This is a genomic window from Methylovirgula sp. 4M-Z18 (assembly GCF_037890675.1).
GTDB lineage: Bacteria > Pseudomonadota > Alphaproteobacteria > Rhizobiales > Beijerinckiaceae > 4M-Z18.
The window spans coordinates 4,002,835-4,015,380 of the sequence record NZ_CP149574.1 but is presented as its reverse complement, the minus strand read 5'-3'; the positions used below and the strand labels follow the sequence as shown (position 1 = coordinate 4,015,380).

General features: G+C 62.2%; 12 protein-coding genes and 3 pseudogenes. 7 read left to right on the top strand and 8 right to left on the bottom strand.

The window, feature by feature from the left end; genetic code table 11:
* Window positions 1-83: 83 nt before the first annotated feature.
* The 8 genes from V9T28_RS18480 to V9T28_RS18445 all read right to left on the bottom strand — a co-directional run bounded on the left by V9T28_RS18480 (window position 84) and on the right by V9T28_RS18445 (window position 8,459).
* Window positions 84-716, bottom strand: a complete 633-nt coding sequence (locus tag V9T28_RS18480; RefSeq protein WP_199500231.1) for a GntR family transcriptional regulator — start codon at window positions 714-716, stop codon at window positions 84-86.
* A gap of 877 nt (window positions 717-1,593) precedes the next feature.
* Window positions 1,594-1,728 (bottom strand): hypothetical protein, encoded by a 135-nt coding sequence (locus V9T28_RS23410; protein WP_445242135.1) that lies wholly within the window; start codon window positions 1,726-1,728, stop codon window positions 1,594-1,596.
* A 129-nt stretch (window positions 1,729-1,857) separates the two neighbouring features.
* Window positions 1,858-2,862: a hypothetical protein gene (locus V9T28_RS18470; RefSeq protein WP_116402206.1), complete on the bottom strand. Its 1,005-nt coding sequence runs from the start codon at window positions 2,860-2,862 to the stop codon at window positions 1,858-1,860.
* Window positions 2,863-2,902: 40 nt separating this feature from the next.
* Window positions 2,903-4,000 carry an ABC transporter ATP-binding protein gene (locus tag V9T28_RS18465; RefSeq protein ID WP_116402204.1) on the bottom strand — a complete coding sequence of 366 codons (1,098 nt, stop codon included), beginning with the start codon at window positions 3,998-4,000 and terminating at the stop codon, window positions 2,903-2,905.
* 12 nt (window positions 4,001-4,012) lie between these two features.
* Complete coding sequence (locus V9T28_RS18460; RefSeq protein ID WP_116402202.1) at window positions 4,013-5,320, bottom strand: ADP-dependent glucokinase/phosphofructokinase; 1,308 nt, start codon at window positions 5,318-5,320, stop codon at window positions 4,013-4,015.
* Window positions 5,317-6,162: a carbohydrate ABC transporter permease gene (locus V9T28_RS18455; protein WP_116402201.1), complete on the bottom strand. Its 846-nt coding sequence runs from the start codon at window positions 6,160-6,162 to the stop codon at window positions 5,317-5,319. Before V9T28_RS18455 ends, V9T28_RS18460 begins: the two co-directional genes overlap by 4 nt.
* A gap of 9 nt (window positions 6,163-6,171) precedes the next feature.
* A complete protein-coding gene (locus tag V9T28_RS18450; RefSeq protein ID WP_116402199.1) occupies window positions 6,172-7,119 on the bottom strand; it encodes a carbohydrate ABC transporter permease in 948 nt (315 codons plus the stop codon).
* The gene (locus V9T28_RS18445) at window positions 7,119-8,459 is read right to left on the bottom strand and encodes an ABC transporter substrate-binding protein (protein WP_116402198.1); all 1,341 of its coding nucleotides are present in this window, start codon (window positions 8,457-8,459) and stop codon (window positions 7,119-7,121) included. The genes V9T28_RS18450 and V9T28_RS18445 overlap by 1 nt, the downstream gene beginning before the upstream one ends.
* Before the next feature lie 204 nt (window positions 8,460-8,663).
* Between V9T28_RS18445 and V9T28_RS23405 the strand changes: the two are divergent.
* The 7 genes and pseudogenes from V9T28_RS23405 to V9T28_RS18415 all read left to right on the top strand — a co-directional run.
* A pseudogene (locus V9T28_RS23405) lies at window positions 8,664-8,813 on the top strand (DeoR family transcriptional regulator); the annotation flags it as partial.
* Window positions 8,814-8,888: 75 nt separating this feature from the next.
* Window positions 8,889-9,467 carry a DeoR/GlpR family DNA-binding transcription regulator gene (locus V9T28_RS18440; protein ID WP_245424202.1) on the top strand — a complete coding sequence of 193 codons (579 nt, stop codon included), beginning with the start codon at window positions 8,889-8,891 and terminating at the stop codon, window positions 9,465-9,467.
* A gap of 390 nt (window positions 9,468-9,857) precedes the next feature.
* The gene (locus tag V9T28_RS18435) at window positions 9,858-10,103 is read left to right on the top strand and encodes a type II toxin-antitoxin system VapB family antitoxin (protein ID WP_116402196.1); all 246 of its coding nucleotides are present in this window, start codon (window positions 9,858-9,860) and stop codon (window positions 10,101-10,103) included.
* Window positions 10,103-10,498 (top strand): type II toxin-antitoxin system VapC family toxin, encoded by a 396-nt coding sequence (locus tag V9T28_RS18430; protein WP_116402195.1) that lies wholly within the window; start codon window positions 10,103-10,105, stop codon window positions 10,496-10,498. Before V9T28_RS18435 ends, V9T28_RS18430 begins: the two co-directional genes overlap by 1 nt.
* Before the next feature lie 81 nt (window positions 10,499-10,579).
* Window positions 10,580-11,605: an aldehyde dehydrogenase family protein gene (locus V9T28_RS18425; protein ID WP_116402194.1), complete on the top strand. Its 1,026-nt coding sequence runs from the start codon at window positions 10,580-10,582 to the stop codon at window positions 11,603-11,605.
* 315 nt (window positions 11,606-11,920) lie between these two features.
* Window positions 11,921-12,133, top strand: a pseudogene (locus tag V9T28_RS18420) (DUF433 domain-containing protein); the annotation flags it as partial.
* Window positions 12,134-12,182: 49 nt separating this feature from the next.
* Window positions 12,183-12,449 (top strand): annotated as a pseudogene (locus tag V9T28_RS18415) (DUF2493 domain-containing protein); the annotation flags it as partial.
* Between the last annotated feature and the right edge of the window lie 97 nt (window positions 12,450-12,546).

Here is a 12,546-nt window from a genome sequence, read left to right as displayed (position 1 = left end):
ATTGCCCCGAGGCGCCACAAGATGTGCTCTGCCTTACAGCGCCAATAGGCGCTCAGCTTTTCACAACTAGACCCGACTATAATCTATGCCCAGTCCCTGACGAGGTGACTCAGGTGCTCCGTCATCAATTTCGACGTCAGCTTGCCATCGCCCGAGATAATTGCATCCAAAATAGGCTGGTGCTCTTCCGCCGATCTCACGAGGTCACCTCGATCGGACAATGCTTTCAATCCATATTGTCGTGTTTGATCCCGAAGTTTCTCGACGATCGATACCAACTGTTCATTCTGTAGTATCTCAAGAAGGCCAAGATGGAAGTTGCGGTCCATGTCGAGGTAGCCGACGATATCGCCCTTCTTGGCGCATTTCACCATGTCTGACGCAATCTTCGAGAATTCGTCTTTTCGTTGAGCAATTGTCCCGCTCATTTTACTGAGTTTCACCATCGACGGTATTTCGAGCAAAATTCTCAAATCGTAAATGTTGCGTCGTTCCTTGTCGCTAAGCGGAATGACGCGAAATCCCCGATTGCGGACAGTCTCCAGAAGTCCTTGATTGACGAGGGTAAGCATAGCTTCGCGAACAGGGCTGTTCGATACGCCGAGCTCAGCGGCCAATGCGGCGGCCGAATAAATCTGACCGGGAGCAAGATCGCCGGATACGAGCCTGAACTTGAGTACTTGCAGTGCCTGGTCCCGCAAGTTTGTTTGATGCAATCGGCTATCCATAAACTGCCCAAGGTTATCGATAATATGCTACATGCTAGCATCTCCGCCCTAGGGTGACAAGAACGCGGCTTGGGGGCGCCGCAAGCCAAAGTACCTCTTTGTCAGGTACAGGCTAAGTCATACCGAGGGCACCGCCAGCGCGCCTTCTCTGCGGCAGGTACGAACGAGCAAGCTGCTGGTGGCGACTGCGGAGAAGGGGGTGCGGGCGATGGCGATTTGATCGTCCATCGAAGATGAGGAGCTTCAAATGTTTAGCGACAATCGTGGTGTTGTTGTCCGGCGCTGGCATCTGCCGAGTTCGTTGGACAATTGAGAGAGAATTTATATAGAAACGCTTTTTGTTGACAGGCGAATTGTCGAGTGGACGAGGAGTCCCTACGCTGCGACGCGAAAAAGTCCGATAAGCTCCTCTGCGCCAAGCAATTCCGGCACGGTGTCGGGCATTCACGACCGTCGCAAGTTAAGCTGAAATCCTGCCCCGCAACCACTTCCAACGTATGTCGCTCAGCATCGCGATCTGACCAAAACTCCGCCGAAAATCAGCCGGGTTTTGCATTCTTGCACCGGCTACGCCTGTGGGCTCATTGCCCAACGATTCTGCTGCTTAGCTGGTCGGCCTCCTCGGCGAAGGCGAGCACGATATTTGGGCTCACGCAACCGCTGAGTTCGAATCCCTCTTGGTCCGCCATTTTTCCGCCACTCCAATATAGCCCCAGGCACGCGAATGCCCGCCGATTGCCGCACGAGCATCTGTCACGCTCCACAGCTCGCGTATCCACCGAGTTTATCAACAGCTCGGCAAAGCCTATGACAGCAAAGCTTTTCGTGCAGTGATCGCCAATATAGGGCAAAAGCCGCCATCCCCTCAAAGCGCACGCGCAAGGTCATTGTCCCGGATGATGCGGAAACTTACAGACAGCGAAATCGCATCGAGCGCTGCTTCAACGGGCTCAAGCACTTCCGCCGTTTCGCAACCCGCGACGACCGGCGTACTATCCATTTCAAAGGCTTGTCGACGCTGCCGCTCGACGTGGCCTGCAGTAGTGCAGCGGCGGGACCGGGAGGAGAACCCCGCCGCTGCTATTCCTGAAGAGGCGTTCGCCTTGGTCAGAGAAGGCGGGGTGCGTCTTCAGGCGGAGGCTGCCTTCTTCAGAACCGCCTCGGTCACAGCGCTGTCGTCCTCGAGGTTGCGCACCGGGGGAATGGACTTATCCTTGAGTACACCGTGATAGCCACGGACGGCATCGAGGGGTTTCATCTCGCCATCGGCCACGGCGCGCATGAAGCGCACGATGTCGAGCTGGCTTTCGGCGAGGTTGATCTTACGGCCGAATAGGGCGACGCGGGCGCCGTACTTCTCGGCCTGGTAGAGGAGCTCGAAGGTGTCGCGCGTCGTGCCTGCGCCCCCGCCGAGCACGCCGACGACGAGCTGCGGGTCGAAGGAAACGAGCTCTTCCAGAGCCGCGGCGCCGTTATAGGGATATTTCAGGAATTGCGGTCGGTCGCGCTTCAACACGCCCGAGAGCGAACGCGCCAGGCAGTCGTTGACATATTGCGGGATCGCTTCCGGCGGCAGGCCGCAATCGATGTTGGGGTTGAAGACCTCCAGGAAATAGGTGATGCCGTTCGCGCCCGCATCCTCGCGGAAGGCCGCGAAATGCTCGAGCGAGTGCAGGTCCGCCTCCAGGTCGTTGACGAAGGTCATCGAATAGAGGCCGAGATCGGAGAGGCCAGCCTCGGCGACGCGCTTCAGATTGGCGGTGCGGAAGGGGCGCGAGGCTCCGAGCTTGCCATAGCCGTTGGGACGGGCGCCCCAGATGTCGCTGGTGTCATTGGCGCGGAAGGAAGGCTTCACTGCACTACCGTTGAAGGCACCGGCCTCCTTGAGGAGTTCGAGGTTCGAGGCAGAGACTAGCATGATGTCGAGAAGGTCCTGGCGCACGATCGCGGCGATCTGTTCCAGGAACTCGGCGCGGGTGCGAAAGCGCAGCACATTGCCCTTGGCATCGCGCAGCGGCCCAGTCGCTGGGATTGGGTTGGACATATCGCCGTCCTTGGCGTCAGCGATGATGAAATCGCCCTTCTTGTAGTTGCCGGCCCTGATCTTGGCGAGCTTGGTGTCCAAACGATACATGGAATGCTCCTTGGCGTGTTCCGGGGGTGGGAGGAGAGGATCAGGCGTCTGCGCCCACGCGCATGCCCTTGGTGTCGAAGATATGCATGCCCTCGGCGAGGGGCGTCAGGCGCACCGTGTTTCCGACGCGTGTGCCGTCATTTCCGGCGGCCTGCACGATCATTGGATCGCCATCCTGCCGGCCGACATGTAGGAGCGTCAGCCCACCAAGATGCTCGACGAGGCGCACCGTTCCGGTGATCGGCCCATCCTGCGAGGGAAGAAGCGCCTCCGGGCGTATGCCGAGCAGCACCTCTTCTCCGGGCGAGAGACGCCCGGGCAGGGTTGCCATTGCGATCGTCGCACCGTCGGCGAGAACGAGCTTCACCTGCGGTCCGGCGCCATTCCCGGTGACGGCACTGACCTGCGCCTTCAGAAAATTCATCTGGGGCGAGCCGATGAAGCGGGCGACGAAGAGGTTGCGCGGCCGGTGATAGAGGTCGAGCGGCGAGGCGACCTGCTCGATGCGGCCGCGATTGACCACGGCGATCTTGTCGGCCAGCGTCATCGCCTCTGTCTGGTCGTGGGTGACGTAGATCATCGTCGTGCCGAGGCGCTGGTGCAGCTGGGCGAGCTCGACGCGCATCTGCACGCGCAGCGCCGCGTCGAGGTTGGAGAGCGGCTCGTCGAAGAGGAACACGGCAGGGTCGCGCACGATCGCTCGGCCCATGGCGACGCGCTGGCGCTGCCCGCCGGAGAGCTGGCGCGGATAGCGGTCAAGCAACTCGGAAAGGTCGAGGATGTCGGCGGCGCGGGCGATCATCGTGCGCGCCTTCTCCTTGGGCACGCGCGACAGTTTTAGCGAAAAGCCCATGTTCTCGCGAACCGTCATATGCGGGTAGAGCGCGTAGTTCTGGAACACCATGGCGATGTCGCGGCTCTTGGGCGGTATATCGTTGACCAGCCGCGCGCCGATGCGTAGCTCGCCGCCGCTAATCGACTCAAGGCCCGCAATCATGCGCAATAGCGTGGACTTGCCGCAGCCGGATGGGCCGACCAACACCACGAACTCACCGTCGGCGATATCGATGTCAATGCCGTGGATGACCTCGACGGCGCCGAAATTCTTGGCGACGGAGCGAAGGTTGACGGTGGCCATGATCGTCTCCGTTCACTTTGAAGGAATAAGGGCGCAGCCGGCATCCGCCAGGCTCGTGCCGGCCTTCGCCATGCCGGCAAACACGCCGAGGGGTGAGGCGAGCGAATGGGCGAGCAGGAAGCCGGCGGCGAAGGTGTCGCCGAGGCCCACGGTCGAGGCAGGATGGGTCAGGTGCGGCGCCGGGCAGCACACGACCGACCAGCCGCCGCAGCGAGTGAGGGGCGGGGCCGGCGGCGGCGAAAAGACTGCCTCCTCCGGAATGTGCGGTTCGGCGACGGGCGCGCCGGCCGCGGCGCGGGCGGAGGCGAGAAGGCAGCCCGTTGCGATGGCTTCCAGCTCGATCTGCGCGTCGCCCTGCGTCACCGCCAGGGCCCAGTCGTCGGCATGGACAACGAGGCGGGTGACGCCGACCTGCTCGGCGAGGGCAAGGGCCTGCGCCTCGGTCGTTCCGGGCGCAGCCGCCAGGGAACGTAGCTCATTGAGGTTGAGGCCGATGGAGGTGACGATCCCGCCGAGCCGGGCGAGCGTCGCGTCGCGCGTTCCAGGCCAGGGGTACTCGCCGAGCTCGAGATGGACGAGGCCGACGCCGGCGGCACGCCATTCGCCCACCGCTTCGGCGAGCTCGTCGAGCGCGCCTTCGAACTGCCCCGGCGGTACGGTGTTCGGGCTCGACAGCAGCGCGGTCCGGGCGCCGGCGCTGTGGCGCCGACTGAAGGCGCGGAAGGCCGAGTCGCGCTCGATGTCCTCGTCGGCGAAGCGCACGATGACGCGGGTCGAGCGCGGCGGCGTCACGCCCGGCAGCGGCCGGCCCGCTGCATATTCCAAAATGTAGTGGGCGGGCCTGCCCACTCCCTGGGCCGCGACCTCGCCGACCGGAATCGCCTCGCCGTCGGGCCCAGCTAGGCGGATACTAGGATCGAGTAGGGCGAGGATCTCGGCGCTGCGGTCGCTGAGTGCCAGCACGACCGGCGCCCCGAGACGGGAGAGCGTCCAGGCGGCCTGCGCCGAGGTGCCGCCGATAGCCGCATCCCGCGGCCCGGCGAAGGTATCGAGGAAGGCGGGGCCGCCTGGCCAGTCCACCAGGATCTCGCCGCCGCGCCCGGCTCCGGCCCGTGCCATCAGCTCGGCGAAGAAGTGCCGCGCGCCGGTCTCGCGTATCTCGGCCAGCGGCGGCGCCACGACATGCAGGTCGATACGCTTGTCGACACAGACCGCAAAGCCGGTGAGGAGCGGGCGCGCCGACGGCGCTCGTTCGACGAGCACCTCAGCGAGGGCCCGATAGGCGCGCCGCCAGGTGCGGTCATAGGCGAGATCGCTCATTCCTTGACCGCTCCCTGGGTGAGGCCCTCGACGATATAGCGCTGGAAGATCAGCACCATGGTGACCAGCGGCAGCGTCACGACGACGGAGGCGGCGGCAATGTCGCCCCAGGGCACGTAATAGAGGTTGGTGAAATTGGCGATGCCGACTGGAATGGTTTGGCGCTCCACACCCGAGGTGAAGGCAAGGGCGAACATGAACTCGTTCCAGGCCATGATAAAGGCGAGGAGCCCCGTCGTGACGAAACCCGGCAGCGACATTGGCACGATCACGGAGACGAGCAGGCGCAGCGGCTCGGCGCCGTCGATGATCGCCGCCTCGTCGATCTCGCGTGGGATGGTCTCGAAATAGCCGAAGAGCACCCAGATCACCAAGGGCAGGCCCATGGCGAGATAGATGATGATCAGCGCCGTATAGGTGTTCATCAGCCCGAAATTCGAGGCGACCAGATAGAGCGGGCCGACGATGGCGATCTGTGGGAACATCGACACCGACAGGAACAGGCCGAGGATGCCGAAGCGCGAGGCGATGCGAAGGCGCGACAACGCGAAGGCGGCAAACGCACCGATGGTGAGGCAGAGGAGCGCAGTGGCGCCGGCCACTATCAGCGAGTTCACTACATAGAGGTGGAACTGCTTCTCGACGAAGATATTGCGGAAATGCTCGAGTGTGCCCGGCCAAGGCAGGAAGCTCGGCGTCGCCGCGGTGAGCAGGCGGTCTTCCTGGAAGGCGGTCGAGACTTGCCACAGGAACGGAGCGAGCGACCAGACCACGATCATGGCCGCAGCTGCCTGCAGCACGAGGCGCGAGACGAGGGAGGCGGTGCTGGTGGAGTTGAACATAGCTGCCCCTCAATCCTGTGCCCGCCGCATGCGGCGGACGATGAAGAGGCCGAAGCCGGCAGCCAGCAGCGCTTCCGTCAAGAACATCGCGCCCGAGAGCGTGCTGCCATAGCCGAAATCGAGACCCGAAAAGAGCGTCTTGTAGGTGAGGGTCGAGAGCACCTCGGTGGAATCGGCTGGGCCGCCGCCGGTGAGCACATAGACGAGGTCGAAGATGCGGAAGGCGTCAAGGGCCCGGAACATGCCGGCGATCAAAAGCGTCGGCAAAAGCATCGGCAGGCGCACGTAGTAGAAAACCGCGAAGGGCCCGGCGCCATCGATGCGCGCAGCCTCGATCAGCGAGCGCGGAATGGTCTGTAGACCTGCGAGCAGCAGCAGGGCCATAAAGGGTGCCGTCTTCCACACATCCGCGATAACGATCGACCGGAAGGCGGTGTCGGGCGAGCCGTACCAGTTCACATAGTCGGAGATCAGCCCGGCCTTCAGGAAAAGCCAGTTGATCACCCCGTGCTGACCGTCGAACAGCCAGCCGAACATCTTCGACGTCACGACCGTCGGGATCGCCCAGGGCACCAGCATTGCGGCCCGCACGATGCCGCGGCCACGGAACGGCTCGTAGAGGACCAGTGCCATGCCGAGGCCGATCAGCGTCTCCAGCACTGTCGAGGCGGCGGTGAAGACCAGCGTATGCTGCCAAGCCGACCAGAACAAGTCGTCCTGCCAGAGGGTTGCATAATTGCTGAACCCGACGAACTCGTCCGCTTGCGTAGAGAGCAGCGTGTTGCGCAGCGACAGCCACACCCCGTCCAGGATCGGGTACACCGACACGGCGAGGATGGCGACGCTCGCCGGCGTGAGGAAGAGGAGGGGGGCAAGGCGACTCGCCCAGCCCCTTTTCTCGCCGCTCTCGCCGAACGCGGCAGTTTCGTCCGTCTCGAGTGTCGAGCGCAAAGCCATCAGCCGATGATCTTCTCAAGCTTGAGCTTGGCCTGGCCCAGGGCCTCCTTGACGTTGCCGTTGGTGACGGCTTGCGACACCGCCGACTGCAGGGCCAGAGTGACCTGCGCGTATTTTGGCGTCACCGGACGAGGCGTCGCGCCGACGAAGACGGGCTTGAGCGTCTGCATGAAGGGCTGGGCCTTGGCGAGCTCAGGGGAGTCGAACACTTCCGGCCGGGTCGGCGCCAGGCCGAGCTCGGTGGCAAAATGCAATTGTGTCGAGGGCTGGGACAGCCATTTGAGGAACTCGATCGCCGCATCGCGCTTCTTGGTCGAGGCATTGACGCCGTATTGGTAGCCGCCGAGGCAGGCCGCGCTCTTGCCGCCGGCGAAATGGGGCAGCGGCGCGACGCCGACTTTGCCCACCACCGAGGAGGTCTTGGCGTCCTGGGAGATCGGATGGACATAGGACCAGTTGCGAAGGAAGGCCACGTCGCCGCCGGTGAAGGGCGCACGCGAGGGCTCCTCGTCCCAGCTGCGCACGTCTGCCGGGCTGATCTTGTACTTGATGATGGTGTCGTACATGAACTGCACCGCGTCGACTGCGGCGGGATCGGCGATCTTCACACTCTTTCCATCGGCACCGAGAATGCTGCCGCCGTTCGAGGAGACGAATTCGACGAGGTCGCAGATCAGGACCTCCGCCTGCTTGGCCTGCCATGAGAAGCCGATCTTCGCCTTGCCGGCCTTCACGATCGCCTGCGCCGCGACCACCAGCTGCTCCCAGGTTTCGGGCACCGTCGCCCCCGCCTCGGCCAGGAGGTCGGTGCGGTAATAGAGCATGCCGGAATCGACGAACCAGGGCAGGGCGGTGAGCTTGCCGCTCCAGCGGCAGGCATCCATGACGCCCGAGAAATACTTGGCCTGCTCGTCCGCCGCAACATACTCGTCGAGCGGTAGCGCCCAGCCGGCGCCGGCGAATTCGGCGATCCAGACCACGTCCTGTGTGAAGACGTCGGGCGAGCCGTCTTTCTTGGCGAGGCGCTGCACCAGGGCCTGGTGGACCTCGGTCGAGGCGCTCGGCGGCGGCAACTCGTCATATTTGACGAGGATCTTGCCCTGGCTCTCGTTGAACGCATCGACGACCTGGGCGAGCGTCGACTTGGCGAAGAACTTCGCGCTGGCGAAGGAGATCTCCGTCCGATCGGCCGCGTGGACGACGGAGATTTGGCGCAGCAGCGCCGGGGAGGCGAGGAGGCCGCCCGTGGCCAGCCCCGCTGCCTTGAGGAACTGCCGGCGCGCCAGGCCGGCGCGCGGCTGCGATGCGGTCTTGGAATCGTGATCCTTGCTGTCCGACATGCGTTTTCTCCCATGACGTGCGCGGTTCCATTGCCGAGATGGAACTTCTTGCAGCACGGCGCTCACGAAAACAGCATAAAGGCGCAATGTCAAGCACAATCTGCAGCGTGATAGTGCGTTATATTGCGGTATTGAGGACTCGACCTTTCGTGCTATGATGCGGCATCGTGCCCGGTATCCGCTGAATGTAAGGCAAGGTTGGCGATGGTTTCAGAATATCAGGAGAAGGGTTTTGTAGATTCGGCGCTTCCTGCGAAGCGCCGGGCGGATATTTTACGTATTGCAAAGCAGGTCGGTCAGATAAGCGTCACCGAAATGAGCGGTCGGTTCGATGTGTCTCTTGATACCATTCGCCGTGATCTCGATGTTTTGTCGGAGCAGGGTCTGATAAACCGAATACACGGTGGAGCGGTGCCGGCCGAGGGCCTCGTGACCGCCGATACGCCCTTCGACCAGCGGCTAAACGCGCAACATACTGCAAAAACTCGCATAGGCCAGGCTGCCGTCGGCCTGATTTCCAGCCACGAGACGTTGCTGATCAACGGCGGCTCGACCACGCTCGCCTTTGCTGCGGCCCTCGGCGGCCTGTCGAGCCTGACCATCGTCACCAATAATTTGAGCCTGCCCGCCGCCGTGCCATCGCAAGCCCTGCGCAGCCTCTATCTCCTCGGCGGCGAGATCCGCGGCGGGGCCCAGATTACTGTCGGCCCGGTCGGCTTCGTCGGTGCCCAGGCCATCAGCGCAGATACGGCGGTGATCGGCGTCGGCGGCATCACGCCTAAGGGCTGCTGGACTAGCAATCTTGCTGAGGCGACGATGATGTTCTCGATGATCGCCGCTGCCCGCCGTGCCATCATCCTCGCCGATTCCAGCAAGTTCGGGCACCACGCCTTCGCCAAGGTCGTCTCGCTGGAGCAGGTCGCTGTCCTCGTCACTGACGCTCGCCCGCCAGCGGATCTGATGGCGGCGCTGGAGGCAGCGGAGGTGCATGTGATCGTGGCGGAGTAGGGGCGGGAAAGCCGTGACTGGCGGGTAGAAATCTTGGCCCAGGAAGTGATCTGGTCAATTCCGCCGGAATTGCGCGTCTCGTGTGCCGTTGAAAATTCGTCCGCTGCAGAGGCTAAGCGCTGTTCACCCTAGGGATGAATCTTGCGGCGCTGGGGAGTCTGGACAAGGTCAACCGCCAGTGCAGTGCCGTAACTGAGTTTGTTTGTTATGGGCACTTCTTAGGCCCTGCTAAAAGGTTTAACGCCTGCCCCCGAATGAAACTCGGCATTTAGGAATCATAACAAGATCAGTACGCCAACCAGAGCGCGCACGTCGCGGAAAGGCGCTCCTTGACCTGGTGTATCCCATTTGATATACACGGATACACTGGTAAGTCTAGAAAGACCGCGGATGGCGTTCCACATCAAAAATGCCGACACCAATGCTCTGGCGCGACGGGTTGCCGCCCTCAAGAAGCTGAGCCTGACGGAGACAATCCATACCGCACTTGTCCACGAACTTGAGCGCGAGCAGGCGCGGCCTTCCCTGGTCGAACGGGGCGTACAATTCACCCGTGAGCTGCGCGCGCGCGGCGATGCGGCAAAGGGCCGCCCGGCGGACAAGGCGTTCCGGGACAGTCTGTACGAGGAACGCTGATGTTCATCGACGCATCTGCGCTCACTGCGCTGTTGACCGATGAAGACCAGGCACGGGAACTCCTGGCGCGGCTGCAGCGCGATCCAAAGCGGCTGACATCGCCCCTAGCCGTCTGGGAGGCTGCGATTGCAGTCGCGCGGATCTTGGCCCTTCCGATTTCGGAGGCGGCCGATGCCGTCGATGCCTATTTGAAGCTGATCGAGATCGAGTTGGTCGCGGTGCCGCCGCACGCGGGCCGGCTGGCGCTCGACGCTTTCGACCGCTACGGCAAGGGCCGTCATCCGGCGCGGCTCAATTTTGGCGATTGCTTTGCCTATGCCTGCGCCCACCATTTTGGCCAACCCCTCCTGTTCAAGGGTGTCGATTTCACAGCTACCGACATCGAAGCCGGTTAAGCAATCGACCACTCGCCGTGCGCACAGCCGTGTCGAACTGGACGCAGGGAAGTGGCATCGGCTGCGTCCTCTCCTCCATAAATGGCGATCTCCGAGCCTGTCGGTCCGGTTGCGGCCTTCAGTCCGTGGAATTTCCCGGTTGCGCAGCTGGTACGAAAGATCGCCGCCGCTTTGGCTGCCGGATGTTCGATCATTGCCAAAGCGCCTGAGGAAACTCCTAGCTGCGCGATAGAACTGGTGCGTTGCTTTGAAGAGGCAGGCCTACCGGCTGGTGCGCTGAATCTGGTTTTCGGCGTTCCTGCTGGGATTTCCGAGCACCTGATCGCGTCGTCGATCATTCGGAAAGTTTCGTTCACCGGCTCAGTCGCGGTCGTGCGACACCTGGCGGCGCTTGCCGGCCGCCATCTCAAGCGCAATACAATGGAGCTTGGCGGGCATGCGCCGTATGTGGTCTGCGACGACGTCGATGTCGGTGCCGTGGCCAAACTCGCCTGTGCGCTGAAATTTCGCAATGCGGGCCAGATTTGTGCATCTCCTACCCGTTTCCTGGTTCAGGAAAGTGTATTCGAATGCTTTACCGAAGTGTTCGCCGCCACAGCTTCCGAAATCGTCGTCGGCAAGGGTATGGCAAATGGAACGCAGATGGGTCCGCTGGCAAATGGGCGCCGACTCGGCGCCATCGATTCATTGGTTCGTGATGCAGTTGACAAAGGTGCCCGGCTGCTTGCAGGCGGTCGTCGCGTCGGCAATGAAGGCTTCTTTTATGCGCCGACCGTGCTCGCCGAAGTGCCATTGGCGGCGCGGGTCATGTCGGAAGAGCCATTTGGGCCGCTGGCGGTGATTAACCGCTATGCCGAGCTAGACGACATGATCGGCGAGGCCAACCGCTTGGCTCTTGGTCTGGGGTCTTTTGTCTTCACCACATCTGTGAGCCGCGCGGCACGTCTCACCGATGAGATCGAGGCCGGCATGGTCTCCATCAACCATTTCGGCTTGGCGGCACCGGAAACGCCTTTTGGTGGCATCAAGGACAGTGGCCACGGGAGCGAAGGCGGTTGCGAGGGGCTCCAGGCGTATCTGGTAACGAAATTCGTCAGCCAAGCGTGAAACGACAGGAAGTGTCCGCGCCTATCAATCGGCATCGTTGTGAATCAACACCGACACTTGCCCCTCACGCGAACGGTTGCCAACTGATTGATATTTCGCACAAATTTGTACAGGCCGTGGGGTCCCGATCGACGCCAATTCTGACCCCACGTAAAGGCGCCAATCATAATATAAATCAATAAGCTGCTTGAAATGAACCAGGGCTAAGTTTCCGCTCTGACTCATAACCTGAAGGCCGCAGGTTCAAATCCTGCCCCCGCAACCAAATCCTACGTGTCCGAGCTTGAGAGACAGGTAACAGTTTGTACCTAAGACATGGGTGACAAGCTCGAGCCGACCGAAGCTGCTGTGTTGGCCCGTGTCGCACTTCGAGACGGCAATCGAGCCATCGACGAGCGCATCCTGCCGGAGGGTTTCTTCTCGCTCGATGATGGCCGTCGTGTCACCGCGACCGCCTGCACCCTCATCTCGTTCTACTTTGACAGTGCCCCGCGCCTAACCTCGGAGGAGCGATTGTTCGCCATCCGGGGGCGGCGGAGGCCTACGTCGGTTCCGTGCCCACGCCCTTGCCTCGCTAGATATGGTGCTGCTGCACGGTGGTTCGCCCAAGGGCGCTGAACTGATCGCGGCGAAATGGGCGGATAACCGCAAGGTGCTACAGGTCGCCTTCAAGCCCGATTGGACGAAACACGGCAAGGCCGCGCCCTTCAAGCGCAACGACGCGATGCTTGACGTCCTGCCCGTCGGCGTTCTCGTCTTCCCCGGAACGGGGTTCGGGGAGGATCTTGGCGATAAGGCCCGCAAGTTCGGTATTCCGATCATGAAGGTTGTGCGCGGTGCGTGACGCGCCGCCAGCCGAAATATGCTGTGGATTGTACAAAGGTTGCCTTGTGGTGCAAATCCGAAGTCGAGCCTACGACCAGTCGGTGTCGAGGCCGTTG